24 protein-coding genes and 1 tRNA gene are annotated in these 26,202 nt (G+C 62.7%); 14 read left to right on the forward strand and 11 right to left on the reverse strand.

Annotation, left to right across the window (positions count from 1 at the left end; translation table 11 throughout):
- Positions 1-46 precede the first annotated feature (46 nt).
- From ACJJV2_RS07215 to ACJJV2_RS07245, 7 genes are all read left to right on the forward strand, one after another.
- Entirely contained in the window at positions 47-481 is a 435-nt protein-coding gene (locus ACJJV2_RS07215) for an OsmC family protein (RefSeq protein ID WP_405279467.1), read from the forward strand.
- Between the two features lie 66 nt (positions 482-547).
- Complete coding sequence (gene uvrB / locus ACJJV2_RS07220) at positions 548-2,575, forward strand: excinuclease ABC subunit UvrB (RefSeq protein WP_405279470.1); 2,028 nt, start codon at positions 548-550, stop codon at positions 2,573-2,575.
- 652 nt (positions 2,576-3,227) lie between these two features.
- A complete protein-coding gene (locus ACJJV2_RS07225; RefSeq protein WP_287024684.1) occupies positions 3,228-4,328 on the forward strand; it encodes a branched-chain amino acid ABC transporter substrate-binding protein in 1,101 nt (366 codons plus the stop codon).
- A gap of 257 nt (positions 4,329-4,585) precedes the next feature.
- Positions 4,586-5,506 (forward strand): high-affinity branched-chain amino acid ABC transporter permease LivH, encoded by a 921-nt coding sequence (livH, locus tag ACJJV2_RS07230; RefSeq protein ID WP_043336883.1) that lies wholly within the window; start codon positions 4,586-4,588, stop codon positions 5,504-5,506.
- Positions 5,506-6,831: a high-affinity branched-chain amino acid ABC transporter permease LivM gene (gene livM / locus ACJJV2_RS07235; protein WP_405279474.1), complete on the forward strand. Its 1,326-nt coding sequence runs from the start codon at positions 5,506-5,508 to the stop codon at positions 6,829-6,831. The genes livH and livM overlap by 1 nt, the downstream gene beginning before the upstream one ends.
- A gap of 112 nt (positions 6,832-6,943) precedes the next feature.
- Positions 6,944-7,699, forward strand: coding sequence for a high-affinity branched-chain amino acid ABC transporter ATP-binding protein LivG (gene livG / locus ACJJV2_RS07240; protein WP_082388869.1), 756 nt, complete (start codon positions 6,944-6,946; stop codon positions 7,697-7,699).
- Positions 7,700-7,773: 74 nt separating this feature from the next.
- Positions 7,774-8,475 (forward strand): ABC transporter ATP-binding protein, encoded by a 702-nt coding sequence (locus ACJJV2_RS07245; protein WP_405280712.1) that lies wholly within the window; start codon positions 7,774-7,776, stop codon positions 8,473-8,475.
- A 211-nt stretch (positions 8,476-8,686) separates the two neighbouring features.
- On the opposite strand, the gene ACJJV2_RS07250 is transcribed toward ACJJV2_RS07245, so the two are convergent.
- Both ACJJV2_RS07250 and ACJJV2_RS07255 read right to left on the reverse strand, forming a co-directional pair.
- Positions 8,687-9,046: a hypothetical protein gene (locus ACJJV2_RS07250; RefSeq protein ID WP_405279477.1), complete on the reverse strand. Its 360-nt coding sequence runs from the start codon at positions 9,044-9,046 to the stop codon at positions 8,687-8,689.
- A 219-nt stretch (positions 9,047-9,265) separates the two neighbouring features.
- The gene (locus tag ACJJV2_RS07255) at positions 9,266-10,264 is read right to left on the reverse strand and encodes an N-acetylmuramoyl-L-alanine amidase (RefSeq protein WP_405279480.1); all 999 of its coding nucleotides are present in this window, start codon (positions 10,262-10,264) and stop codon (positions 9,266-9,268) included.
- Between the two features lie 348 nt (positions 10,265-10,612).
- On the opposite strand from ACJJV2_RS07255, the gene ACJJV2_RS07260 reads away from it, so the two are divergent.
- The 4 genes from ACJJV2_RS07260 to ACJJV2_RS07275 all read left to right on the forward strand — a co-directional run bounded on the left by ACJJV2_RS07260 (position 10,613) and on the right by ACJJV2_RS07275 (position 15,980).
- On the forward strand, positions 10,613-12,118 hold the full coding sequence (locus ACJJV2_RS07260; protein WP_317292071.1) for a fumarate hydratase: 1,506 nt from the start codon (positions 10,613-10,615) through the stop codon (positions 12,116-12,118).
- Between the two features lie 218 nt (positions 12,119-12,336).
- Entirely contained in the window at positions 12,337-13,764 is a 1,428-nt protein-coding gene (gene cls, locus ACJJV2_RS07265) for a cardiolipin synthase (protein ID WP_054556992.1), read from the forward strand.
- A 243-nt stretch (positions 13,765-14,007) separates the two neighbouring features.
- Positions 14,008-15,258: an S-methyl-5-thioribose kinase gene (mtnK, locus tag ACJJV2_RS07270; RefSeq protein ID WP_405279484.1), complete on the forward strand. Its 1,251-nt coding sequence runs from the start codon at positions 14,008-14,010 to the stop codon at positions 15,256-15,258.
- Between the two features lie 182 nt (positions 15,259-15,440).
- Positions 15,441-15,980 carry a YaeQ family protein gene (locus ACJJV2_RS07275; protein ID WP_216060746.1) on the forward strand — a complete coding sequence of 180 codons (540 nt, stop codon included), beginning with the start codon at positions 15,441-15,443 and terminating at the stop codon, positions 15,978-15,980.
- A 129-nt stretch (positions 15,981-16,109) separates the two neighbouring features.
- Here the strand turns inward: ACJJV2_RS07275 and ACJJV2_RS07280 are convergent, their stop codons facing one another.
- Both ACJJV2_RS07280 and ACJJV2_RS07285 read right to left on the reverse strand, forming a co-directional pair.
- Entirely contained in the window at positions 16,110-17,213 is a 1,104-nt protein-coding gene (locus tag ACJJV2_RS07280; RefSeq protein ID WP_405279489.1) for a GGDEF domain-containing protein, read from the reverse strand.
- 267 nt (positions 17,214-17,480) lie between these two features.
- Positions 17,481-17,750 (reverse strand): hypothetical protein, encoded by a 270-nt coding sequence (locus ACJJV2_RS07285; protein ID WP_405279492.1) that lies wholly within the window; start codon positions 17,748-17,750, stop codon positions 17,481-17,483.
- A gap of 244 nt (positions 17,751-17,994) precedes the next feature.
- On the opposite strand from ACJJV2_RS07285, the gene ACJJV2_RS07290 reads away from it, so the two are divergent.
- Both ACJJV2_RS07290 and ACJJV2_RS07295 read left to right on the forward strand, forming a co-directional pair.
- A tRNA-Pro gene (locus ACJJV2_RS07290) sits at positions 17,995-18,071 on the forward strand.
- A gap of 399 nt (positions 18,072-18,470) precedes the next feature.
- Entirely contained in the window at positions 18,471-18,836 is a 366-nt protein-coding gene (locus ACJJV2_RS07295; protein WP_405279495.1) for a hypothetical protein, read from the forward strand.
- A gap of 373 nt (positions 18,837-19,209) precedes the next feature.
- Here ACJJV2_RS07295 and ACJJV2_RS07300 read toward each other — a convergent pair whose 3' ends face one another.
- The 4 genes from ACJJV2_RS07300 to arfB all read right to left on the reverse strand — a co-directional run bounded on the left by ACJJV2_RS07300 (position 19,210) and on the right by arfB (position 21,121).
- Positions 19,210-19,512 carry a hypothetical protein gene (locus ACJJV2_RS07300; protein WP_405279498.1) on the reverse strand — a complete coding sequence of 101 codons (303 nt, stop codon included), beginning with the start codon at positions 19,510-19,512 and terminating at the stop codon, positions 19,210-19,212.
- Between the two features lie 92 nt (positions 19,513-19,604).
- A complete protein-coding gene (locus ACJJV2_RS07305; RefSeq protein ID WP_405279501.1) occupies positions 19,605-19,907 on the reverse strand; it encodes a helix-turn-helix domain-containing protein in 303 nt (100 codons plus the stop codon).
- Positions 19,908-19,948: 41 nt separating this feature from the next.
- The gene (locus tag ACJJV2_RS07310) at positions 19,949-20,656 is read right to left on the reverse strand and encodes an SIMPL domain-containing protein (protein WP_131432172.1); all 708 of its coding nucleotides are present in this window, start codon (positions 20,654-20,656) and stop codon (positions 19,949-19,951) included.
- A 51-nt stretch (positions 20,657-20,707) separates the two neighbouring features.
- Positions 20,708-21,121 carry an alternative ribosome rescue aminoacyl-tRNA hydrolase ArfB gene (gene arfB / locus ACJJV2_RS07315; RefSeq protein ID WP_043334927.1) on the reverse strand — a complete coding sequence of 138 codons (414 nt, stop codon included), beginning with the start codon at positions 21,119-21,121 and terminating at the stop codon, positions 20,708-20,710.
- A 367-nt stretch (positions 21,122-21,488) separates the two neighbouring features.
- Between arfB and ACJJV2_RS07320 the strand changes: the two genes are divergently transcribed.
- The gene (locus ACJJV2_RS07320) at positions 21,489-22,415 is read left to right on the forward strand and encodes a LysR family transcriptional regulator (RefSeq protein ID WP_405279505.1); all 927 of its coding nucleotides are present in this window, start codon (positions 21,489-21,491) and stop codon (positions 22,413-22,415) included.
- Here the strand turns inward: ACJJV2_RS07320 and ACJJV2_RS07325 are convergent.
- The 3 genes from ACJJV2_RS07325 to ACJJV2_RS07335 form a co-directional block, all read right to left on the reverse strand.
- Positions 22,387-23,310, reverse strand: a complete 924-nt coding sequence (locus ACJJV2_RS07325; protein WP_405279508.1) for an NAD(P)-dependent oxidoreductase — start codon at positions 23,308-23,310, stop codon at positions 22,387-22,389. The genes ACJJV2_RS07320 and ACJJV2_RS07325 overlap by 29 nt on opposite strands.
- A 34-nt stretch (positions 23,311-23,344) precedes the next feature.
- Positions 23,345-24,505, reverse strand: coding sequence for a M20 aminoacylase family protein (locus ACJJV2_RS07330; protein WP_405279511.1), 1,161 nt, complete (start codon positions 24,503-24,505; stop codon positions 23,345-23,347).
- Between the two features lie 115 nt (positions 24,506-24,620).
- Positions 24,621-25,916 carry a DUF3100 domain-containing protein gene (locus ACJJV2_RS07335; RefSeq protein ID WP_248377992.1) on the reverse strand — a complete coding sequence of 432 codons (1,296 nt, stop codon included), beginning with the start codon at positions 25,914-25,916 and terminating at the stop codon, positions 24,621-24,623.
- Positions 25,917-26,202 lie beyond the last annotated feature (286 nt).

A 26,202-nucleotide genomic window follows, 5' to 3' on the forward strand; every position in this document is an offset into this window, starting at 1 on the left:
TCTCACGAGCGGGATCACGGATAGATCAGCGACAGGGAGGTGACGAATGAGCATCGAGGTAATCAGCCGTCGGTCAGGCAGCTTCGTGCAACGGGTACAGGTCGCAAGCTTTGATGAGTTGCTGGTCGATGTGCCGGCGGTGGTCGGTGGCGACGAGAGCGCCCCGGACCCGCATGACTACTTCGACCTGTCGCTGGGGGCCTGCAAGTCGATCACCGTGCAGATGTACGCTCGGCGCAAGGGCTTGCCGCTGGCGGGAATCACCACCACGGTGGACCGGGACGACAGCGACGAGCGCCGTGGCAGCAACAGCGAATATCGTCTCACGGTCAGCATGCAGTTCCTGGCCGAGGAGGGCCATGAGCTGGACGCCGAGACCCGCGCGCGCCTGATCGAGATCTCCGAGCGTTGCCCCATTCATCGCCTGATGACCAGCACTCGGGTCTCGGTGACCAGTCGAGAAGCGCCCGCGAGCGAATGATGCCGCCGGGCAATCATCTGCCTGTCGTCAGTTGAAGACCCGACTGATTGCCACCATTGAGAGCGCATGAGCAAACCATTTCGCATCGATTCCAAGTTTCAGCCGGCCGGTGACCAACCGGCGGCCATCGAGAAGCTGATCACCGGCCTGGACGCGGGCCTGGCGCATCAGACCCTTCTGGGCGTGACCGGCTCCGGCAAGACCTTCACGGTGGCCAACATCGTGGAGCGCCTGCAGCGCCCGGCCATCGTCATGGCCCCCAACAAGACGCTGGCGGCGCAGCTATACGGCGAGTTCAAGTCGTTCTTCCCCGACAACGCCGTCGAATATTTCGTCTCCTATTACGATTACTACCAGCCCGAAGCCTACGTCGCCTCCTCGGACACCTTCATCGAGAAGGATGCCTCGATCAACGACCACATCGAGCAGATGCGTCTGTCGGCGACCAAGGCGCTGCTGGAACGCCGCGATGCGATCATCGTGGTCTCCGTCTCGGCCATCTACGGTCTGGGTGACCCGGATCAATACCTGAAGATGCGCCTGCACTTCAATCGTGGCGAGCAGATCGATCAGCGCGCCTTCCTCAGGCGTCTGGCGGAGTTGCAGTACACTCGCAACGACATGGATTTCCGGCGCGGTACCTATCGGGTGCGCGGCGATGTGATCGACATTTTCCCGGCCGACTCCGAAGAGCAGGCGGTGCGTGTCGAGCTGTTCGATGACGAGATCGATTCCATCCGGCTGTTCGATCCGCTGACCGGTGAAGTGGCCGAGTCGGTGCCGCGCATGACCATCTATCCCAAGAGCCACTACGTGACACCGCGCGAGACCATCGTCGCCGCGGTCGATCACATCAAGGAAGAGCTGGTCGAGCGCCTCGATTACCTGCGCAAGCACGACAAGCTGGTCGAGGCCCAGCGCCTGGAGCAGCGCACCCTCTATGACATCGAGATGATGATGGAGCTGGGCTACTGCAACGGTATCGAGAACTACTCGCGCTATCTGTCGGGGCGTGATCCCGGCAATGCGCCGCCGACATTCTTCGACTACCTGCCCAAGGACGCGCTGGTCTTCATCGATGAGTCCCACGTCAGCGTGCCGCAGGTCGGCGGCATGTACCGCGGTGACCGTTCGCGCAAGGAAACGCTGGTGGAGTACGGCTTCCGCCTGCCGTCGGCCCTCGACAACCGCCCGATGAAATTCGAGGAGTGGGAGAGCATCCTGCCGCAGACCGTATTCGTCTCGGCGACGCCTGGCCCCTACGAGGAAGAGCATGCCGGCCAGGTGGTGGAGCAGGTGGTACGTCCCACCGGGCTGCTCGATCCGGTCATCGAGGTGCGTTCGGCCTCGACCCAGGTGGATGACGTCCTCTCGGAGATTCGCGCGCGCACCAAGGTCGGCGAGCGCGTGCTGATCACCACGCTGACCAAGCGCATGTCGGAAGACCTGACCGAATATCTGGGCGAGCACGACGTGCGGGTGCGCTATCTGCACTCCGACATCGACACCGTCGAGCGCGTCGAGATCATTCGTGACCTGCGTCTGGGCAAGTTCGATGTGCTGGTCGGCATCAACCTGCTGCGTGAGGGCCTCGATATTCCGGAGGTCTCGCTGGTGGCGATCCTGGATGCCGACAAGGAGGGCTTCCTGCGCTCGGAACGCTCCCTGATCCAGACCATCGGCCGCGCGGCGCGTAACGCCAACGGCAAGGCCATCCTGTACGGGGACCGCATCACCGATTCCATGCAGCGGGCCATCGCCGAGACCGAACGCCGTCGCGAGAAGCAGATGGCCTTCAATGACGAGCACGGCATCACGCCGCGCACCATCACCAAGTCGGTGGCGGATATCATGGAAGGTGCCCAGGCGCCGGGCCGCAAGAGCAGCCGTCGCAAGGGCAGTGAGCGTCAGGTGGCGGAAGAGACGCCGGACTACGCCGCGCTGGCGGCCGAAGGCCCTCAGGCGCTCGAGAAGGAGATCAGCCGTCTCGAAGATGCCATGTTTGCCGCGGCCAAGAATCTCGAGTTCGAGGAAGCCGGGCGACTGCGCGACCAGATCAACGATGTTCGCAATCGCCTGATCGCGCTGGGCTGACGCTACTCTCCATCCCCCAGCATTCGCGTTGCCAAAGGCATGACCCTGCGCGCCCGACGATGTCATCCATCGTCGGGCGCGTGGCGTTCAGGGCTGGCGGGTATCTGGCGGGGAAGTGCCATCAGCAAGTTATCCCGTTATTTTGCCTGTTGCCTTGCAGCTCGTCGCATTGCAGTTCAGTGCATGGCTCAGGAGCAACCGGTTGCTCGGGGAGGGCGGCAGGATTGCTTCTCTTACAACCTTGGGCGTAGCCGGGCAGGGGGCTGCGGCGCGTCCTGATGGTGCAAGTGGAGAGGGAAATCCTGTTATCCGCGTGTTGGCATGTGCCAATGACTGGCTTTGATCGGGTTTTCCGAGGATTGTCTGGCCACATTGGAAAGCGTGGTGCTTTTCGCTATTGGCAGGCTGCCGAGCCGCATTCATGAGCGCCCAAACGGTCACTTTACATGCGTATTCGCTGCTGCCAATAATGCTTTCAAGGCATTCCTGACGTGTCGACCCCCTGCCTGCAGGCTGGCAGCGGCGCACAAGGTCAGCGAATGACAGACACTGTCGCCAGCCTTTTTCGGTCAGCCCAGCGCTGCCACCAGGCGTCAGTCAGGTCTGCCCGGCCGTAGTACAACAATAATCGGGAACAGGAATTCTCATCATGATGCGCAGGTCTCTTCTCGCTCTCGGTATCGCCGCGGCGATGTCCACCCAGGCTCAGGCCGATATCACCATCGCCATGGCAGGCCCGGTCACGGGGCCGGTCGCCCAGTACGGTGACATGCAGTTCATCGGTGCCGAGATGGCCATCGAGCGGATCAATGCCGCCGGTGGCGTCGACGGCGAGATGCTCAAGGGCGTCAAATACGACGACGCCTGTGATCCCAAGCAGGCGGTGGCGGTGGCCAACCAGATCGTCAATGACGGTGTCCAGTACGTGATCGGGCACCTGTGCTCCAGCGCGACCCAGCCGGCTTCGGACATCTACGCCGAGGAAGGCGTGATGATGATCACGGCGGCGTCCACCAGCCCGACCATCACCGAGCAGGGCTATGAGCTGGTCTTCCGCACCATCGGCCTGGATTCCCTGCAGGGGCCGGTCGCCGGGCGCTATATCGCCGAGACGATCAAGCCCACGCACATGGCCGTGATCCACGACAAGCAGCAGTACGGGGAAGGCATCGCCACCGGCGTGCGCGACACCGTCGAGGAGGCGGGCATCGATGTGGTGCTGTTCGAGGGCATCACGGCGGGCGACAAGGATTTCTCGGCGCTGATCTCCAAGCTCAAGAAGGAGAACGTCGATTTCGTCTACTACGGCGGCTATCACCCGGAGCTGGGCCTCTTGCTGCGTCAGTCGCGTGAGCTGGGCTTCGATGCCCCCTTCATGGGCCCGGAAGGGGTCGGCAACCCGGACATTTCCAAGATCGCCGGTCAGGCCTCCGAAGGCCTTTACGTGACGCTGCCGCCGGCCTTCGAGACCGACCCGAAGAATGCTGATCTGGTCGCGGCCTTCAAGGACAAGGATCAGGACCCCTCCGGCCCGTTCGTCATGCCGGCCTACACCGCGGTGGAACTGATCGCCGATGGCATCAAGGGCGCCGACTCCACCGACCCGTATGACGTTGCCGAATATCTGCGCGCCAACAGCTTCGACACGCCCATCGGCAAGGTCGAATACGACGAGAAGGGCGATCTGAAGGACTTCAACTTCGTCGTCTACAACTGGCACGCCGACGGAACCAAGAGCGAAGCGGCACATTGATCATCGGCTGGCCTCTGCTCGTCTGAGCCCAGCCTTCGCCACGGCCATGTGACAGCTCATTCGAGACCTCATGTGGCCGTGGTGGATCAACCCCGAGGCGCTTCCCGTCATGTCACCTGGCATGGCGGGCTTCTCCGTTCGGTCGAGTCCACGGTGATGCAATATCGCCGTGCCTTCCCGTTGTCGCCGCGCATGCGGCATTTCCCTGACGGTCACCGGCCACAAGCCGAAGACAGTCGCGGCCAAGGGTCGTTTCAATGGAAGACATCCTCTACTTCCTGCAACAGGTCATCAATGGCCTGACCATCGGCAGTACCTATGCCTTGATCGCCATCGGCTACACGATGGTCTACGGCATCATCGGCATGATCAATTTCGCCCACGGCGAGATCTACATGATCGGCACCTACGTGACCTTCATCGTCATCGCGGCGCTGGGCATGCTGGGCATCGCCAACCCCTTCTTCCTGATGGCGGCCGCCTTGCTGGTGGCGGTGCTGGTGTCCTGCGCCTACGGCTTTGCCGTGGAGCGGGTGGCCTATCGCCCGGTACGTGGCTCCAAGCGTCTGATCGCGCTGATCTCGGCGATCGGCATGTCGATCTTCCTGCAGAACTACATGCGGCTGGCCCAGGGCTCGCGTGACATGGCGATCTCCAGCCTGATTCCGGGCGGTTGGGAGTTCGGGCTGGAAAGCTTCGCGGTCAATCTCTCCTACATGCAGGTGATCATCTTCAGCGTCACCCTGGTGTGCATGCTGCTGCTGTCGTCCTTCATCTCGCGCTCCCGCCTGGGGCGTGCCTGTCGTGCCTGCTCGCAAGACGCCGGCATGGCGCGTCTGCTGGGCATCAATACCGACATGATCATCTCGATGACCTTCGTGATCGGGGCGGCGCTTGCCGCCGTGGCGGGCCTGCTGCTCGGCATGTACTACGGCGTGGTCAATCCCTACATCGGCTTCCTGGCCGGCCTCAAGGCGTTCACGGCGGCGGTGCTGGGCGGTATCGGCAGCATCCCCGGCGCGATGCTGGGCGGACTGCTGCTGGGAGTCGCGGAGGCACTGACCGGCGGTTACCTGTCCACGGAATACAAGGACGTGGTGGCCTTCGGACTGCTGATCCTGATTCTGCTGTTCCGTCCCTCCGGGATTCTCGGCAAGCCCGAAGTGGAGAAGATCTGATGCCCAAGCTTGCGAAACAGACTCTGAAGAAAGCGGGCACCTCGCCTGCCGAGACGTTGCCGCCCCAGCCTGCCTATCGGCGCCCCTGGTGGTCGGCGCTCGCGGCCGCCGTGCTGACCCTCGTGCTGGGCGGCTCGGTGCTGGGGGTACAGCTCGAATCCACCGGCATCACCACCACGGTACGCTTGATGGGCATGGATACCTGGGGCTGGTTGCTGGCCGCGGCACTGGCCGTCTTCCTGCATCAGCTGGTACGCCCGCAGATCGAGGAGTGGCGGGCGCGTACCCGCAAACCCTCACGTTTCAGCGTCCCCGATGTGATGAGCGGCCAGAAGCGTCAACTGTGGATCATGCTGGCCATCGGCGCGCTGCTGATCTTCCCGTTCCTCTCCAGCCGCTCGGCGGTGGATCTCGCCACCCTGACGCTGATCTACATCATGCTGGGCCTGGGGCTCAACGTGGTGGTGGGGCTCGCCGGGCTGCTGGATCTCGGCTACGTGGGCTTCTACGCCGTCGGGGCCTATACCTATGCGCTGCTCAACAGCTATCTGGGCTTCAGCTTCTGGGAGGCGCTGCCCATCGCCGGGTTGATGACGGCATTGTTCGGCTATCTGCTCGGCTTCCCGGTATTGCGACTGCGCGGGGATTACCTGGCCATCGTGACGCTGGGCTTCGGCGAGATCATCCGTATCCTGCTCAACAACTGGACCGAGCTGACCGGCGGCCCGAATGGCATCGCGCGCATTCCCAAGCCGACCTTGTTCAACCTCGAGTTCTCGCGGCGGGCCGACGAGGGCAACATCGCCTTCCATGAGTACTTCGGCATCGACTACGACCCGGCCCTCAAGGTGATCTACCTGTATCTGCTGGCCTTGATCCTGGTGCTGATCACGCTGTTCGTGATCTACCGCTTGCTGCGCATGCCCATTGGGCGCGCGTGGGAGGCACTGCGCGAGGATGATATCGCCTGTCGCTCGCTGGGCATGAACCCCACCGGCATCAAGCTCTCGGCCTTCACGATCGGCGCGAGCTTCGCGGGCTTCGCCGGTGCCTTCTTCGCCGCGCGTCAGGGCTTCATCAGCCCCGAGTCCTTCACCTTCATCGAGTCGGCGATCATTCTGGCCATCGTGGTGCTGGGCGGGATGGGCTCGCAGCTGGGCGTGATTCTGGCCGCGATCGCCATGACCTTGCTGCCGGAGCTGGCCCGCGAATTCAATGAATATCGCATGCTGCTGTTCGGGCTGATGATGGTGTTGATGATGGTCTGGCGTCCTCAGGGCCTGGTGCCGCTCAAACGACCGCAGATGGAGCTCGACCGTGGCTGACACACATGATAATCAGGTCCGTGACAAGCAGGCCCGCGACAGGCAAGACCACGACAATCCGATACCGGTTGCCTCCTCGCGTCGTCAGGCGCGCGCCGAGGGCGGAGCGCCATTGCTGGATGTGCGCGACCTCACCATGCAGTTCGGTGGCCTCAAGGCCGTGGACGGTGTGACGTTGCAGGTGCATCCGGGCGAGGTGGTATCGGTCATCGGGCCGAACGGTGCGGGCAAGACCACCGTCTTCAACTGCATCTCCGGCTTCTATCAGCCCACCGGCGGCGAGGTGTATTTCCAGAACCGCGCCATGCATCGCCTGCCGGGCTATCGCATCGCCCAGGCCGGCATGGTGCGCACCTTCCAGAACGTGCGGCTGTTCAAGGAGATGACCGTCATCGAGAACCTGTTGGTGGCGCAGCACATGCACGCCGAACGCAATCTTCTCAAGGGACTGTTCAAGACGCCGGGCTATCGACGCAGTGAAAAGGCGCTGATGCAGCATGCCGGCGACTGGTTGGAGCGAGTCGGTCTGCTCGAATTCGCCAACCGCGAGGCCGGTAATCTGGCCTATGGCCAGCAGCGTCGACTCGAGATCGCGCGCTGCATGGTCGCCAGGCCGCGGCTGCTGATGCTGGATGAGCCCGCAGCGGGCCTCAATCCCAACGAGACGCGTGATCTGGATGATCTGATCGTCAGCCTGACCCGCGATGAGGGCATCTCGGTGCTGTTGATCGAGCATGACATGAGCCTGGTGATGGGCATCTCGGACCACATCTACGTGGTCAATCAGGGCCAGCCGCTGGCGGATGGCAGTCCGGAGGACATACGGCGCAACGATGCCGTGATCAAGGCCTATCTGGGGGAAGAGTGATCATGAGTGAGCATGTCGAAGACGTGACGCCCGAGGCCACGCTTGCCGGTGAGGAGCTCGCGCCCCGGGAGACCATGCTGGCCCTCGAGCATCTGACCACCCACTACGGGCCGGTGCAGGCGCTCAATGATGTCTCGCTGGCCGTCGGCCAGGGCGAGATCGTGACGCTGATCGGTGCCAACGGTGCCGGCAAGACGACGCTTCTGATGTCGATCTGTGGCGATCCGCGTCCGACCAGCGGGCGGGTATGGTTCGAGGGCGAGGAGATCACCGGCACGCCCACGGCGCGCGTGATGCGCGGTGGGCTGTCGGTGGTGCCGGAAGGTCGCCGCATCTTCACCGGCATGACGGTGGAGGAAAACCTGGCCATGGGTGGCTATTACCAGAGCAAGGAGGAGAACAAGCGCAGCATCGAGCACGTGCTGGGGCTATTCCCGCGTCTCAAGGAGCGCTTCCAGCAGCGCGGCGGCACCATGTCCGGTGGAGAGCAGCAGATGCTAGCCATCGGGCGCGCCCTGATGAGTCGGCCGCGGCTGCTGTTGCTCGATGAGCCATCGCTGGGGCTGGCGCCCATCGTGATCGGGCAGATCTTCGAGATCGTCGAGCAGCTGCGCGAGCAGGGCACCACCATCTTCCTGGTGGAGCAGAATGCCCATCGCGCCCTGTCGATCGCCGATCGCGGTTATGTGCTGGAGCATGGTCGAGTGGTGCTGGCGGACAGCGGCAAGGCGCTGCTGGCCAATGACGATGTACGCCGCGCCTATCTCGGAGGCTGATCGTTCGCAAGTCGATCGGGTTCACCACACCAGAACGCCGCCCCCGGCACTGAATCGTCAGTGCCGGGGGCGGCGTCTTGTTTCGCTCTCGAGATGGGGATGAGGTGGAAGTGTGGGAAGGAGGGGATGAGAGGACAAAGGCTGGCTCGGTCAGTAGTGTGCTGCTCGTGCCAGTCCCTTTATCAGTACCAGTGACTTGCGTGAGCAGAGGTCAGGCAGAGAGCGATTCGGGAAACTCTTCGGGCATGTAGGCGACGCCGTCATGAATGCGGTAATGATCGGTGGGGCCCGAGGCCTGGCAGCTGTTGACGCATGCCTGGCTGGCGGGAAGCTGGCGCAGGGGGTAGCGCACGCCGGTCTGGCACAGTTCCAGCATCTTCTTGAGCGCGCTGCGCTCACAGTAACCACACAGGCACTCGAGGGCGTTGTCGAGGCAGTCTTCTTCGCTCATGCCCGCGCCGTAGATACGATTGTCATCACAGACGACGAATCCGAGAGCGCCGGGGGATGTGGCGGGTGTTGTCATGTCTGCTGCCGTATCAGGTACTGCACTGAGAATGTTGTCAGCCATGATGAACCTCATTGTGATGGGGTATTCCGGCTTCTCCGAGCCAGTCGCTAGCTTGTCTGTCCATGACCCTCTCTGGTCATGCCTCATCCCAGAGTAGACGGCGGTCGTCAAACTGCCATGCAAATCTGTTTGGCGCGTCAAGGACGAACCGATGCTGCGTCAGAAATGTGACAGAGAAATGACATTCAGATGACTGCATAGGCCCCACACCTGGCGGTCTCAGGATGGCTTGCAGCCTGTCGACTGGCGGTAACGTGAGTTGAGCGCCAGCAATATCGCGGCACTTTCGGCATCGAAGGCCCCGCTGATCGCCCCGGGGCGAAAATGTGCCTGGAACGCGGCAATCGCCAATTCGGGACGTGCGGCGTCCACCGGATAGCCGTAATGCGTGAGCGCGGTGAGCAGAACCTCCTTTGTTGGCAGCCCCTCGCTTGCCAGCTGACGCTGGAAGCACAGCACGTCAGAGGTGCGTGGCCAGGCACCGATGCCGGCCTCATGCAGACGCTGCCAGGGGAAGCGCGGGCCGGGGTCGGTCTTGCGCTCAGGGGCGATGTCCGAATGCCCGACGACATCCACCGCCTTGATGCCATGGCGCGCGATGATGGGCTTGAGCAGCGTGATCAGTGCGCTGATCTGCGCCTCGCTCCACGGCGCGAAGTCACGCGAGGGGGACCAGCGTCTGGCGACCGCCGCCGTGGCATCTTCCTGCTCGCCTGCCGGCAGTGGCACCAATGCCCGCGGCCCGGCATTGACGATCTCGATGCCGATGGAAGTGTCATTGAGGTTGCTGCGTTCACCCCACTGGCTGACGCCGGCATGCCAGGCGCGGCGCGCTTCCGGCACCAGCGGATAGACGCGCGGCAGGCCGGTCGCGGGCATCGGCGACGACAGCAGATAATGCGCGCTGACCTGAGAGCCGGTCAGGCTGATCAGGGAGCCGCGCAGATCATCATCGGTGTAGTGCAGCACCAGATGGCGAACCCGAGAATTGCTCTTGCCCTGGAGAGAAGATGTCACCCAGTCGAAGGTATCGCTCCCGTCACCGGCGCCAGAACCCGGCTGGGTGCCACAGCCTGCCAGCAACACAATGAGCGCGGCAGCGGCCAGTGACAGCAGACGTCTCGAGAAGAAGCGTGACGAGAAGAAGCGTGGTGAGAAGGAGGGTGGCGAGCAGGGACGTGGTGAACAGGGGCGCGGTGAATAGGTGCGTGGCGTCATTGAGCGGTCATCGTGGCTGAAGAAGGAGAAGCTGCATGACAAGACGGTACCGCAACGGGACGGCGTCAGTCGCCTCGCGATGCACGCGACTACCGGCAGCGAAGCAGACGGCTCCGGTCGGGAGAGCATCACGCAGACTTGGCCATAACCTGCTGAATTCTCATGACTTGCGGGTTGCAGGATTCGCTCTGCCGCCTCGTGCTCGCATGAGGTATAATCCTGCGCACCTGACCTGACGCTCGCCCCGTGGCGGCGCGATTGCCGTGCCTGACAACAGTAATCGCCCCTGTGCCCTGCGCGCCAGTGTGTCTGTCTTTCCCATCGCTTGCCCTTGAGGAGCCGATCCTGATGACCGTGATCCGCCAGGATGACCTGATCCAGAGCGTCGCCGACGCGCTGCAGTACATCTCCTACTACCATCCGAAGGATTTCATCGACGCCATGAACGCGGCGTACGAGCGTGAAGAGAATCCTGCCGCCAAGGATGCCATCGCGCAGATCCTGATCAACTCCCGGATGTGTGCCCTGGGTCATCGTCCCATCTGTCAGGACACCGGTATCGTCACCGTCTTCGTTCACGTCGGCATGAACGTGCGCTTCGAGGCCGACATGGGCCTGGACGACATGGTCAACGAAGGCGTGCGTCGCGCCTATCTGCTGCCGGACAACGTGCTGCGTGCCTCCGTGCTGGCAGACCCGGACGGCAAGCGTGCCAACACCAAGGACAACACGCCGGCCATCATCCACCACAAGCTGGTGCCGGGTGACAGCGTCGAGATCCACGTCGCGGCCAAGGGCGGCGGCAGCGAAGCCAAGTCCAAGTTCGCGATGCTCAACCCGTCCGACTCCGTGGTCGACTGGGTGCTGGAGCAGATTCCGAAGATGGGCGCTGGCTGGTGCCCGCCCGGCATGCTGGGCATCGGTATCGGCGGTACCGCCGAGAAGGCGATGCAGCTGGCCAAGGAGTCCCTGCTCGAGCCGATCGATATCCAGGAACTGCAGGCGCGTGGTGCCTCCAACCGTGCCGAAGAGATCCGTCTCGAGCTGTTCGAGAAGGTCAACGCCACTGGCGTCGGCGCCCAGGGCCTCGGTGGTCTGACCACCGTGCTCGACATCAAGGTCATGGATTACCCGACCCACGCGGCCAACAAGCCAGTGGCGATCATCCCGAACTGTGCGGCGACCCGTCACGTGCACTTCACCCTGGATGGCAGCGGTGTGGCAGAACTGCCGGCACCCAAGCTCGAGGACTGGCCGGAAATCACCCGTGAAGCGGGCGACAGCGTCAAGCGTGTCAACCTCGACACCGTGACGCCCGAGGAAGTGCAGAGCTGGCAGCCGGGCGACACCCTGCTGCTCAACGGCAAGCTGCTGACCGGCCGTGATGCCGCTCACAAGCGCATGACCGAGATGCTGGCACGCGGCGAGCAGCTGCCGGTCGACCTCAAGGGTCGCTTCATCTACTACGTCGGCCCGGTCGACCCGATCCGTGACGAAGTCGTCGGTCCGGCAGGCCCGACCACCGCGACCCGCATGGACAAGTTCACGCGCACGCTGCTGGAAGAGACAGGCCTCTTGGGCATGGTCGGCAAGGCAGAGCGTGGCCCGACCGCGATCGACGCCATCCGCGACAACAAGTCCAGCTACCTGATGGCCGTCGGCGGCGCTGCCTATCTGGTCGCCCAGGCGATCAAGAAGTCACGCGTGCTGGCGTTTGAAGACCTGGGCATGGAAGCGATCTACGAATTCGAGGTCGAAGACATGCCGGTGACCGTGGCCGTCGACAGCGCGGGCGTCTCCGTGCACCAGACGGGCCCGGCCAAGTGGAAGGAAATCATCGCCAGCCGCGCCTGATGACGGCCGAGTGATGAATCGTCACGTCCTTGTGGCATACGTCCTTGTGACGTGCGCCCTTGTGAGATGACCTGAAGAACCCCGCCCGTGATGACACATCGGCGGGGTTCTTGGCTTTGCGGCGCTCAAGACATCTTCCCGAGCGCCAACGCAACGGCATCGTCGCGCGCGCTGCTGTGGCATACTCTGGCAACCCTGACGCCTGCAATGGAGTTGCAATGACCGCCTGGCTACTCGGCTTTCTACTGCTGACCAGTCATATCCTCGGTGCCATGTCCGCCGTCATGGCCCTGATGTCGAGCCGCACTTCACAAGGGGCGATCGCCTGGATTCTGTGTCTGCTGACGTTCCCCTACGTGGCGCTGCCACTGTACTGGGTGTTCGGACGTCCACGCTTCTATGGTTACGTCAGCGCTCGTGAGGAGCGCGACTCGACCATGCGCCGCGTGCTGATGCGCTTTCGGCCCAAGCTGTCGCCGTGGCTGTCACGCCCGCTGGGCGGCAATCCCACCCATCTGGATGCCATCGAGCGTCTGGCGATGATGCCGGTCACCACTGGCAACCGCGCCAAGTTGCTGATCAATGGCGAGCACACCTTCGATGCGCTGTTTCATGCCATCGACGCCGCCGAGGACTACATCCTGATCCAGTTCTTCATCGTGCGTAACGATGAGCTGGGGGTGCGTCTCAAGCAGAAGTTGATGCGCCGCGCCGAACGCGGCGTGCGGGTCTGTTTCCTGTATGACGAGATCGGCTCGCGCAAGCTGCCCGACGGCTATCTGAATGATCTGCTGGAGTCGGGGTGTGAGGTCAGCGCCTTCAACTCCTCGCGCGGCTGGCGCCATCGCTTCCAGATCAACTTCCGCAATCACCGCAAGATCACCGTCATCGACGGCCGCGTCGGCTTCGTCGGCGGGCTGAATGTCGGCAATGAATATCTGGGCCATTCCGAGCGCTATGGCGCCTGGCGTGATACCCACCTCAAGCTTGAGGGGCCCAGCGTGATGGGCCTGCAGGAAGCCTTCTGGGAAGACTGGCACTGGGCGACCGGTGAGGTGCTGTCGCTCGAATGGCAGCCACAGATCAGCTGTGACGAATGTCAGCATGTGGTGATCGTGCCTTCCGGTCCAGCGGACCGCCGCGAGACGGCCAGCCTGCTGGTGCAGCAGGCGATTCACTCCTCGGTCAGTCGCATCTGGATCACCAGCCCCTATTTCGTGCCGGACCAGGGCGTGCAGGATGCGCTCAAGATCGCTGCGCTGCGCGGGGTGGATGTGCGGGTGATGATTCCTGAGCGTCCCGATCACCTGCTGGTGTTCCTGTCGGCGTTCTCGTTCCTGTCCGAGATGATTCGCTCCGGCGTGCGTGTCTTCCGCTATCAGCCAGGCTTCCTGCATCAGAAGGTGATGTTGATGGACAGCCATACGGCGACCATCGGCACCGTCAATCTCGACAATCGCTCCTTCCGCCTCAACTTCGAGATCACGGCGTTCGTGCCCGATCACCAGTTCGCCTCGGAAGTGGAGGCGATGCTCGAGGAAGACTTCCGCCACTGTCGTGAAATCAGCTGCGAAGAGCTGGATGCGCGGCCGATGTGGCGCAAACTGGTCTCGCGGGCGGCCTATCTGCTGGCACCCATCCAGTAATGCAGCACCCTGCATGCAAAGTTCTGCATGCAAAGTCCTGCATGCGACAAGCGCCTGCCGAGCTGAGCAAAACTCACTCGGCAGGTCTTGCCAATCGCCGCGCCAGCAGGCATCTTCTCGCTATAACTGATCGCCTTCTTATTTCTGTAAAGAATAAAGTGAGAGCCTTGAGGTGCTTCACGTGCCATGCACGCCAAGCGCCACCGAGGCCGGCGACTTCATGACTCAGCGCTGAGACCTGCCATGACTGCTCAAGACTCCACCGCTAGCACTGCACCCTCCATCGACTATCAGTTTCGCGATGATGCGGATGTGATCGCCTTCGCGCGCCAGCACGTCGGCGCACGCTATCCGGCCTTCGCGACCGCTGAAGAACTTCAGGTCGAAGAGATCGGCGATGGCAACATCAACTATGTCTATCGCGTCTGCACGCCGGACCGCTCCGCCTCGGTGATCGTCAAGCAGGGCCTGCCCTGGGTGCGCATCATCGGTGAAAGCTGGCCGCTGTCGCTGGTGCGTGTGCGCATCGAGGCGGAAACCCTGCAGTTCGAGGCCGACTGCGCGCCGGACCTGGTGCCGGCGCTCTATCACTTCGATGAAGCTCGCTCGGCGATCGTGATGGAAGATATCGGCGATCACCGCAACCTGCGCCATGCCTTCCTGGAGCGCGCGTCTTTGCCACGGCTGGGCGAGCAGATGGGGCGTTTTCTGGCCACCACGCTGTATCGCAGCAGCGACCTGGCACTCGATGCCCACGACAAGAAGGCGCGCGTCGCCCGCTTCATCAATCCCGATCAGTGCAAGATCACCGAAGACCTGTTCTTCATCGACCCGTTCTGCGATCACGAGCGCAACAGCATCAATCCGGCGCTGCGCGCGGATGCTGAAGCCCTGTGGCAGGACGCCGCCCTGAAGGTCGAAGTGGCGGAGCTCAAGCAGCGTTTCCTGTCCGCACCCGAGGCGCTGCTGCATGGCGATCTGCATGCGGGCTCGATCTTCGTGCGGGAAGACAGCACCAAGGTCATCGATCCGGAATTCGGCTTCTTCGGCCCGGCGGGCTTCGATATCGGTAGCTGGCTGGCGGCACTGTGGCTGGCGGCCTGCGCGCATACCGAACTTGAGGGAGAGCAGGGCGACAAGCGTGACTACGTGGCGCAGCTGCGTGCCCAGGCGGTCGCCAGCTGGGAAAGCTTCGCTCGTGAGTATCGTGAGCAGGCTGCCCACACGTCGGATGCCAGCTTTGCTGCGCCGGGCGTGGCAGAGCGTCTGTTGGCTCGCATGTTGCGTGACGCACTCGGCTACGCCGGCTGTGAGCTGATCCGCCGAACCGTGGGGCTTGCGCATATTCTGGAACTCGAATCCATCAGCGATGAGGCCACTCGCGCACGCGCCGAGCGGCGGGCGCTGGCACTCGGGCGCGAGCTGATCATGGCGCGCGAAAGCCTGAGCGATATCGATGCCATCGATGCCCTGGTGGCACGTCACCTCGCCTGAGGGCGGGCATGCCAGGCAGGAGTCGGGCGTTCAGGGCCCGGCTAGGGTAGACTCTGCGCTCCGCACCCACGCGCTTGCATTGTCATGCGCGTGGTTCAGTCGAGGAGCATGGTGCTTTATCGGCAGAGTGACTGCCTGCCATCGCCTTTCCAAGACGTCTGCCTTTTCAAGAAGAGATTTTCATGGCCCTGTCTTCCACGCCTTACAAGGTGGATCTGTCGCTGACCGACCTGGACCGCGGCGTCTACGAGACCCTGCGCTTCACCGTGGCTCGTCATCCCTCCGAAACCGAACTGCGTCTCTGCGTGCGTCTGCTGGGCCACGCCCTGTGGTACAACGAGAACATCGCGTTCGGTCGCGGCCTGTCCGATGTCGATGAGCCGGCGCTGTGGGAAAAGAGCCTCGATGGCCGTGTCCTGCACTGGATCGAAGTCGGTCAGCCGGATGCCGAGCGTCTGACCTGGTGCTCGCGACGCACCGAGCGTACCTCGCTGCTGGCCTATGGCAGTCTGCGCGTGTGGGAAACCAAGGTCGTGCCGGCGGTGGCGGGGCTTTCCAACCTCAACATCGCGGCCGTGCCGGAAGGTTCGCTGGATGCCATCACTGAGTCGCTGCCACGCAACATCAAGTGGACCGTGATGATCTCCGAAGGCACCATCTTCATCACCGATGACAACGGCCAGCACGAGATCAACCTCGAGTGGCTGAAGGGCGAGCGCTGAGCGACATCAGCCTCGCATCCGGCCCCAACGACAACGCCCCCGCAAGCCATGCTTGCGGGGGCGTTGTCGTTGGGGATGGCTCAGCCGGCGCGGCTGACGTGATCGAGGCTGATTCGGTCTGGCCGTGGCTCAGATGACGCTCAGGTCCTTGTCGACCATCAGGCGGCCTCGGCCATTTTCCTTGGCATGGTAGAGGGCGTCATCGCTGCGCTTGACCCAGCTCGACAGGGTGTCGTTGGGGTGCAATTCGCTGGCGCCGGTGCTGAAGAGGATCACGCCGTGCAGCAGGGGCGAGGCTTCGCAGCGCTCCCGCAGGCATCTATCGAACTGGCGAGCCGTCGCCAGGGTGCCGGGGATCAGGATCATGAACTCCTCGCCGCCATAGCGTCCCGCTTCCCCCGAGAACTCCTGCGTCAGCTGGCTGACATGGCGTGAGAACTCTTCCAGTACTGTGTCGCCATACGGATGCCCGTGGTTGTCATTGATCATCTTGAAGTGATCCAGATCGCAGATCAGCAGGCAGGCACTTTGCGAACGCCTGATCCAGGCTTCGGCCTGTTCATGGATGGCGCGGTGATTGTAGAGGCCGGTCAGGCTGTCCAGCAGGCTGAGGCGCTCGAGCCGCGCCGCATAGGCATTGGCGATATCGCGCTCTTCATGGATGCGGCGGGCGTAGCCTGCGATCACCACGCTGAGCAGCCCGAAGGCCAGCGTGTAGCTGAAGCCCATATCGAGAAAGCGCATGCCTTCGGTAGCATAGCTGCTGACCAGCCCCGGCCTTGCATGCTCAGAGGCCAGCAGTGCCCACGGCATGAACATCAGGCCGATGATGATGATGCCTCGGCGTCTGGGATTGGCGGGCAGTACCGCCAGCACATAGGCCGACGCCATCAGGTAGAACAGCAGGGTCGGGCCGGTCGCGCCATGATTGAACAGCCAGTTGCCCGGCAGCATCACGAAGGTGACCAGCGCACAGAACAGCCAGGCCATGCGCTGGAACTCACCATGAAAGCGCGAGCGATACCACATCAGGGCGATGAACGCGCTGGTGATGACCAGCACGATGTTGTACGCCGGCAGGGTGAGGTCAAACAGGGAGTTGAAGAGGGCCGAAATCAACCCGATGAAGACAGCGGAAGCGAGAAAGCCATGATGGAGTATCTCGCGGGCGGAGCCGGTCTTGCCGACCAGCCAACGCCAGGAGGTAACTATCAATTTCAATGGGCTGACCATGTGACCTCGGGCATCGAGATGTCAGTGCACGGCAGGCACCAACCGGGAAAGGCGGATGATACACCACCTCATCATCAGCCACAGCTCGCCAGAGCCAACGAAAGACACGCAAACTCTATGCTAACGCAGTGTGGGTCAAAACTTGCCTGATATATCATTGCGCGCAATGATGCAGGTCAACTTTGCGGGTGATGCGCAAGATGACGTCTGTATGATGCTGGCGCGATAACCTTTCAAGCTTCCTCAATGGTGTTCGGCGCTGCTCCGTTACTTCCAGGGCGTGTAGCGGTAGCTGTCGGGGTCGTTGGCATCCGGACTGTCGGCTTCCTTGAGGCGCACGAGGGTATTGCCACCGTCATCCTTTTCGACTCCCGTGACTGTCACCGGAAAGTTGGGTGACAGGGCATCGAGTGCCGGCCATTGCCCCTTGGTGATCTGGCTGCCGGCGGCAGGGGTGCTGTCGGCGCTGACCTTGATGGGGTCACCGCTGACGCTGGTGCCGCCTTTTAGCGTGGTGGTAAGCGTGAATTGGATCATCAGTCGTGAACTCCTCAGGACGATTGTCGTTCATGGGGCGCTGCATTCGAAGGTGCGCAATGAATGCCTGCTTCATGAACATGCGTCGCACCCGGGCATTTTGCAATGCCGACGGCGGATTCAGGCGTCACTGCGACACCAGATCACGACTCAGGTAAAGAAATGTGAGATTCCTGCTTTTCTTTTTGAGATCAATGCGGTACATTACGTCTCGTCTTGAGGGGGAAGCTCTTCCAGACACTGTCGGGACGTGGCGCAGCTTGGTAGCGCGCTGCAATGGGGTTGCAGAGGTCGCAGGTTCGAATCCTGTCGTCCCGACCAGATTCAAGTGAAAAGGCCATCCGGAAACGGATGGCCTTTTTGCGTTTTCGCATGTCCGAAAGATACCTGCCTCTTCACTGTTCGCTCTGCGCTCTTCATTTCCATTCTCCGCTCCTCATTTCCCTTCTTGCGCCAACCAGCCTGTCTCCCGCATCTCGCCTACGTCCGTATTGCTCACTTTCCTGGCCCCTCAGCTCAATCAGCGCTGTGCTCGCGAAAGTTCTTTTGTGTTGATCCAGGCAGATGCCTCTGACATGCGACCCTGAAAGCGCTGCCGATTGAGTTGATGTGGATCAATTTTCTGTCGGTTCGAAGGGCGGGGCAGGAAGGATGAGTTCTCTAAGCATGTAAGTATTAGTGTTTTCGTATATACTGCGCGTGTCGATATTGGGGGTGATAATGAAAATCATAGACATTTACACGGCATCTCGATTCAATCCCGAACGCTCCATCCTCAGAGAACAGCTGGGCGGAGGCTATGTGGTGCAGACCTGCGCCGTGGCCGCCGAGAACTACTGTTTCGAGGTCTCTCAGTCGCGCCATTTCATCCTGGGGTTTGAGGTCGCGGGTGCACGCAGTGCTGAATTTCTGTCCATCATCACCGAGGATTACGTCTTCCAGCATCCCGGCATTCGCCCGGAAACGCTCTCGGCCTACCTGCAGGATCGCGCCCGACATCCACTGCGTCGTCGCGCAGCCTCTGCGCCTTCCGCCACTGCGTCGGGCGCCGCACGGCGCAGTGTCACCAGCGTTGCCGTTGGCTGATGATGCTTGAGGCGACGCTCTTCAGCGAATGTCGTTGCGCCGTGCTGAGGTGAAAATCAGGCCAGAAGCAGGCAAGAGACAGGCAAGAGACAGGCAAGAGGCAGGCGCGTGCAGGGCTAGCGAGACAGCAAGAAAGACAGTCAGGAAGACTATAAAGACAAGAAAAATTAGAACGGCAAGGAAGGGTAGAACGCAGTGCTGGGGAAGGGGAGCCGTTCAGAGAAGACTGCGCAGGTTTTTCACTTTTTACGGCGCACACTGTTGCGGCACGGGCTTTTGCGGCACACGCTTTTTACGACGTTCACTCTTCGCCGTGCATCTGCTCTTCGCCCTGTATTTGCGCGCCCCATGTATTCGCAGGGCGCGCGCAGGGTCACGTTCTGGCCCGATAGCGCCTGAGCGCCCAGACCGTAGTGGCCAGGCTTACACAGCAGAGCAGCGGCAGGGCGACATCGAGACAGGAATCCAGATTCCAGTGTTGCAGCAGGCCGTAGTCCCAGCTCTCTGCCTTGGGGCCGTCGCCCTTGTATTCGTGCTGAGCAATCTCGCGGCCCACAAACAGGGCCACGGCGATGGCGCCTGCTGACCACACGCCAAACAGCGGCCATAGCGCCAGCTGGATCAGCACGGCGATCATGCCGTGCTGAACGGCACTGTTCAGAATCTCGGCGGTCATCTCTCGACCTTCACTTCTCGATCCTCATCCCTGGGCCCTCATTTTTCAACCCTCATTTCTCGACTTTGGTTGTTCGATCCAGCTTGCGCCTCTCACGTATAGCCCAACGCCTTCTGCAGGCGCTCGGCGTTGTCGGCGACCCACTGGGCATTGATCGGCCCCCAGTCACGAATCACGTAGTGGCCGATGTTGTTGCGCTGGCCTTCCTCGCGCTGGAATTCACAGACGATCTCGAGCTCACCCAGGGCGGTGATGGTGTCCTGGGCGGTGCGCCGCGGCATGCCGGTGGCCGCGATGATGGCCGGTACGCTGGCGATGTCATGCGCGATGAGGTGGGCCACGAACAGGCGTCGATAGAAGCTCGTCTGGGTCTTGCTCAGCGGGGTGTCGGACATGGGGGCTCCATACGGCGAAGAAGGGGGCTGTCGAGAGGTGATCAATGGCTCAGGGTGTAGTCGATGGTGGTCACGACTCTGACGTTCTTGATGTCAGGGGTATAGCTGTCGAGATCCGAGATCGAGAAATAGCCCTGGCTGGCATGCTTGATGTGGCCGACCGTGCTGCCGGAATCCTCTGCGAACTGCTGGGCGGCGCGTCGGGCATCCGCGGTCGCGGCCGCGATCATGTCGGGCTTGATGGCTTCAAGCCCCGTGAACAGGAATTCGGTGCGATAGGCATAGTCAGCCGAGAGCAGGATACCCTCGCGCACCAGCTCACCGGTCAGTGAGGCACTCTGCTTGACGAGGTCGACCTTGGGCGAGCGCACCAGCACCGTGGCTTCGGCGCGATAGCGCTCATCCGGGCGCTGGGCGTTGTAGCTGTTGGCGTAGAGGTCAGTCACCTGGGGAGAGGTCACGCTGACCTGGTCGGCGGGGAAGCCCCGGGCGGTGAGAAAGGCGCGAATCTTGCGCTCATCATTGGCCAGCGCCTCATGAAGGCCGGTCAGCTGATTGGCATTGACGCTGAAGTGCAGCGGCCAGAGGGCCAGATCGGCCTTGACCTCACGCTCCGCGAGCCCCTTGACCGTGACCACGCGGCTGGAAGATTCCCACACCTGCGCGGCCTGCTTGAGATAGCTGCCACTCCAGACCATTCCCACGGCCAGCAGGCCGCCCAGCACGGCCGAGCTGATGATGTTGCGCATGAATTGTCGTCCCTGACGTGAGCTGTGAGCTGGCCGCCGCCTGCGGCGGGGTCAGTCCTGTACCTTGCCGCGCATGGCCTTGATCTTGCCCTTGCGCGTCTTGCTGTCGACGCGGCGACGCTTGGCGCCCTTGCTGGGCGCTGTCGCACGGCGCGCCTTCTGTACCTTGACGGCTTCCAGAATCATCGCCTTGAGGCGCGCCAGCGCATCTTCCTTGTTCAGCTCGAGGGTGCGATGGCTCTGCGCCTTGATGATGATGACGCCTTCCTTGCTGATGCGCTGATCCGACAGCTGCATCAGGCGCTCCTTGTAGAAGCCGGGCAGCGTCGAGCGCTGCACATCGAAGCGCAGGTGAACGGCGGAGGCGACCTTGTTGACGTTCTGGCCGCCATTGCCCTGGGCGCGAATCTGGGTAAGGTCGATTTCCCAGTCGGCCAGCGCTACCGAATTGGAGATGGTCAGCATATTGAATCTCCTTGTTTTTGGGACTGTGTGGTTTGTCACGCAGGCACAGTCAGTAAAGCGATGGTCCATCTTAGCCTATTCGCGCACTGGCTTCAGAATGGCGGGTGCGTCTGCCCCTCCATTCGGTCAGCTCGCGACGCTGATCGCCTGCCCTCGCGTCACAGCGCAGAGAGCGGTGAGAACTGTCATGACGAGGAGGAGAGGCGGGGAGGCGAGGCGACGATTTATCCTGATATGGCGTTTAGAGAGGGTGAGTTCAACCGCGCGCTGCCCGAGACGCCCGGATATCGGGTACTCTGCTGGCTGCGTCTTGCGTCAAGTCTCTCTACTTTGCTTAGCCCCTCTCCCATCCTCTGCAGAGCGCCTCATGGATATCCCGCATCAGCGTCTCGTCTATTTTCAGGTCACCGTCGAAGCCGGCTCCATCCGGCGTGCCGCCGCGCGTCTGAACATCGCCCCCTCGGCTGTCAGTCGTCAGATAGGTCTGCTCGAAGAGGCCATGGCCGCCTCGCTCATCGAGCGTACCCGCGTCGGCGTGCAGCCGACGCGGGTCGGCGAGATGCTGCTGGATTACATCCTGCAGCGAGAGAAGCTCGACCAGCACCTCGGCGAGCGCCTCGATGCCTATCAGCGGCTGGAAACCGGGGAAATTCGCCTGATCATCGGCGAAGGCTTCGTCGGCGACATCATCAACAGCCCGCTGCGGGCCTTTCGCAAGCAGTACCCCGGCATCACGCTCAAGGTCGATACCGGCAGCATGCAGAGCATCATCGACAGCGTGATCGAGGATGAGGCGGATATCGGCCTGATGTATCACGAGCGGGTCCATCCCCAGCTGCGCTTCTGGCATTCGAGCCCGCAGCCGCTGGTGGCCATCATGTCACCGGAGCATCCGCTGGCGAGCGAGTCCCATGCGCTGACGCTCGAGGAAGTGGCACAGCATCCCATGGCGCTGTGGGGGCCGAGCCACGGCGTGCGTCAGCTGATGGACGATGGGTTTCGTGAGGCAGGAGTGCGCCCGCATATGGTGGTGCAGACCAATTCCATGGAAGTGCTCAAGCAAGCGGCGCGCTCCGAGCTGTGCATCACGCTGTTGCCGGCCTTCGCCGCGGCGCGTGAGCTTCAGGAGGGCGTGTTGATCGCGCGGGATGTGGAGTGCGCCAGCTTCCGCCAGGCCCGCGCACATATCATCACGCGGGTCGGGCGGCGCATGCCGCGTGCCAGCCTGCAGCTGCTGCGCCATCTTGAACGCTGGATTGCGGCGTTCAGTGGTCCGCGTCAGGAAGCGCGCTGATAGCAAGGGCTTGTGGTCTAGGGGCTCTGGGGTCGGTCAGGCGAGGCGGGTGCAGCTGGGCGGGCACCTTGCTCAGCCAGCGATCGCACAGATGATGGAGATCATCCTCGTCCGCCGGACACAGCTCCGGCGGCTGACAGCGCTCGAAGACCGCCTTCATCAAGCCTTCCGGCAGGTTGAGCGTGGTGACGAAACTGCGTGCCAGGCGCAGGTCGCGGCGCAGCTGGCCGGTGGAGATCCCCGAGTCATAGCGGCCCGGCAGCACCCAGCGCGGGAAATTCACCTCGCTCACGGCACTGCGACCGGCGCCCAGGTTGATGGCATCGATGCACGCCTGGGGTGTCACGCCCGCGCGATAGGCCATGGCGACCGCCTCGGCGGTGGTGATCAAGTGTGCGGCATGCAGATAGTCGCTGGCCAGGGCGGCGGCATGGCCACAGCCGGCATCCCCGACGTGAAGATGCTGCGTGCTGATGATGTCGAGCAGCGCTGTCATGCGCGTCACTGTCGCCTCATCACTGCCGATCAACAGCGTCAGGCTGTCATTCGCTTCATCGGCCGGATTGCGACTGGTGGCCGCTTCCAGCCAGTGATGGCCGGCGAGGCGTGTCTGCACGGCCAGTTCGCGGCTGAGCGTGACATCACCACTGCAAAGATCGATCACGGTACTGCCGGGCGGCGCCCTGCGCAGCAGGCCTTGTTTGCCCGTCAGTACCTTCTGCACCTGTTGCGATGTGGCCAGCGCCATCAGGTAGACCTCGGCACTGAAGGACGAATGGCTCGCGACTTGCCCCTCGGGCGCCGCCACTGCCATGACGCCCTCGACTCCGGCATGCGCAAGCGTCTGTATGGCCCGAGTGCCAATGGGCGCATCGCCAATCACGCAGATCTTCATGCTGAGCATCCCTCGAGGGTTTGTTCACCTGGCCTCAGGCGGCGGCCAGCAGCTGACGCACCAGCGACGTCCAGTAGCTGACGCCGATGGGCGTGGCAGCATCATTGAAGTCGTAGTGCGGGTTGTGAAGCGAGGCGCTGTCTTCGCCGTTGCCCAGCCAGATATAGGCGCCCGGACATTCCTGCAGCAGATAGGCGAAATCTTCCGAGGCCATCGAGGGCGGCAGGTCACGGTGGACCCGCTGGATGCTCGGCAGCTGCTCGAGAACGCTGGCGCAGCGTTCGGCATGGCCGGGTGCATTGAGCGTCGCGGGATAGCGCGGCTGATAGTCGAAGTTGACCTTGAGACCGTGGAAGGTCGCCATGGCATCGACGGCGTCATGGAAGCGCTGCTGCAGATGCGCGCGCAGTGCCGGGTCAAAGCAGCGCAGGGTGCCGCGCAGTTCGACCTCTTCCGGCATCACGTTGAAGGCGTCGCCGGCATGGAACTGGGTGATGCTGAGAATCGCGGTCTGGTGCGCCGGCGTCTCGCGGCTGATCAGCCCCTGCAGCTGGGTCACCAGCTGACAGGCCGCCAGGATGGTGTCCTTGCCCAGATGCGGCATGGCGGCGTGGCAGCCGTGGCCGCTCAGGGTCAGGGTGAAGACATCGAAGGCCGCCATCACCGCCTCTTCATGCACCGCCGCCTCGCCGAGCGCCAGCCCCGGCCAGTTGTGCAGGCCATAGATGGCATCCATCGGGAACTGCTCGAACAGGCCGTCCTCGACCATGCGGCGCCCGCCGCCTTCGTTCTCCTCGGCCGGCTGGAACACGAACACCACGCGGCCGGCAAAGTCAGGATCGCGCGCCAGTTCACAGGCCGCGCCCAACAGCATGGTGGTGTGGCCATCATGGCCGCAGGCATGCATCTTGCCCGGCGTGTGCGAGCAATGTGAGACAGCGTTGGCCTCGGTGACATCCAGCGCATCCATGTCGGCGCGCAGGCCGATGGTCTGGCCCTTCCCCAGCTTGCCGTCGAGCACCGCGATCACGCCGGTCTCGGCGAGTCCCGTGGTGACTTCCAGGCCCGCTGCACGCAGGATCTCGGCGACGCGCGCCGAGGTGCGGTGCTCCTCGAAGGCCGTCTCGGGATGCTGATGAAACTCATGACGCCAGCTGCGCAGCAGTGCCTCGTCGATCTTGTCGGGTAGTTGCATGCTGAATTCCTGTGGAAACCGGCACCCTGGAGTGCCGGCGTGAAAGTGATGAGAAGGGGGTAGCAAAGTGAGAAGCGAAAGGTAATGCGAAAGGTAAAGCCCGAAGCCCGTGTGGTCAGAGCAGTGCCTGCGCCACGACCGCCGAGCCGATATAGGTGCCAGTGAAGACCAGCAAGGAGATGATCACCAGCTTCCAGCCCGCCTGGCGGAACATGCTGAACTCGCGCTTGCTCAGCGCCAGACCTGCATAGCCGAGCACCGGCGTGACGATGGCGAGGAAGTTGACGAAGCCCAGCTGTTCGGTGATCCAGCCGCTGCCCGGGAACCACGGCAGCGTCATCAGGATGCTGACCAGCGACACCCAGGCGATGGCCGGCAGGTAGAAGGGCATGATGCGGGCGACCAGCAGGCCGAGCATGGTCATCACGTACAGGATCAGCATGCCGGGGGCGGCGTCGATCAGGCTGGCACCATTGATGGTGTTGACCACCCACCCGACCACGCAGACGGCCGCGACGACCATGGCTGTCTTGCCCAGCTGGTTCTCCGGGCGGTCTTCAACCAGCGCGTCTGAGGCGAGCTTGGCTTCCTCGTCATTCATGGCGTCATCGCTGCCGGCCCGCTTGCGGCTGAAGAAGCGGAACAGGCGCTCGGCGACCGGCAGGGCGATGAACAGCGACACGTAGAGGCCGGTGGCATAGGTCAGCAGGTTGCTGGCGCCGGCGAAGGCCAGCAACTCTTCGCCCATCTCCGGCAGAGCACCGGCGATGGCGCCGGAACATGCCGCCACCATGCTGCCGCTGCCGACACCGCAGGCCATGGCCAGCGCGCGCGGGTCGAAGATGTCCAGTGAGGTCAGGTAGCCCGCCATCAGCGCGAACCACAGGGTGCCGAACATGGTACCGACCACATACACGCCCATCACGCCGACGCCTTCCGGGCCCTTGAGGCCGTATTTGTCGGAGATGATCGCGATATTGGGTTCACGCGCGATGGAGTAGGTCGCACCGATCGCCTCACGGCCCATCTTGAGCACCACCACCGCGATCGGCATCGCGATCAGCATGGTGCCCAGATTGCCCAGCTCCTGCAGGATCAGCGCCGGACCCGCCGAGATCAGCTGCTCGATGGCCGGGCCGATGGTGGAACCGAAGCGGGCGATGAACGGCATGATCGACAGCAGGATGACTGGTCCTGCCGCCGCGCTGACCACCGGCGGGATGAAGCGCCTGGTACCACTGAACAGGTGCGGATTGCACAGTACGGCGGCAATGAAGGCATAGAACAGCGGCAACAGCAGCAAGGTGCCGGGGCCGAGCGGGAACTTGAGAATACCGATCAGTTCGGCGCCGAGAGACAGCACCACGACCAGCAGGTGCAACCGCCAGTCCAGGAGTTGAGAAAGGGGCATGTGGGACTCCGCTTGTTATTGTAGTTTCTCTAGCTGATGAAACGTCTGGAATGCAGCGCCTCGGGGCATGCCCGCGGCTGTCGGCTGCCACCCTCTGTCGGGGCGGTCAGCGCAATCCAGTATTGTCAGGAGCGGTGCTCTAAAGAAACACGGAGGGTGTTCGAAAAAATAGCGCGGGTCGTCCTTGCCACTGAACCAGACGCCCACAACGCAACGACCCGACACGCCGCGGGAGGCGGCGTATCGGGTCGTCGGGTGTATCGAACGTGTCGCGACTGGCCGCAGG

Source organism: Cobetia sp. Ld8, from assembly GCF_045066615.1.
Classification (GTDB): domain Bacteria; phylum Pseudomonadota; class Gammaproteobacteria; order Pseudomonadales; family Halomonadaceae; genus Cobetia; species Cobetia amphilecti.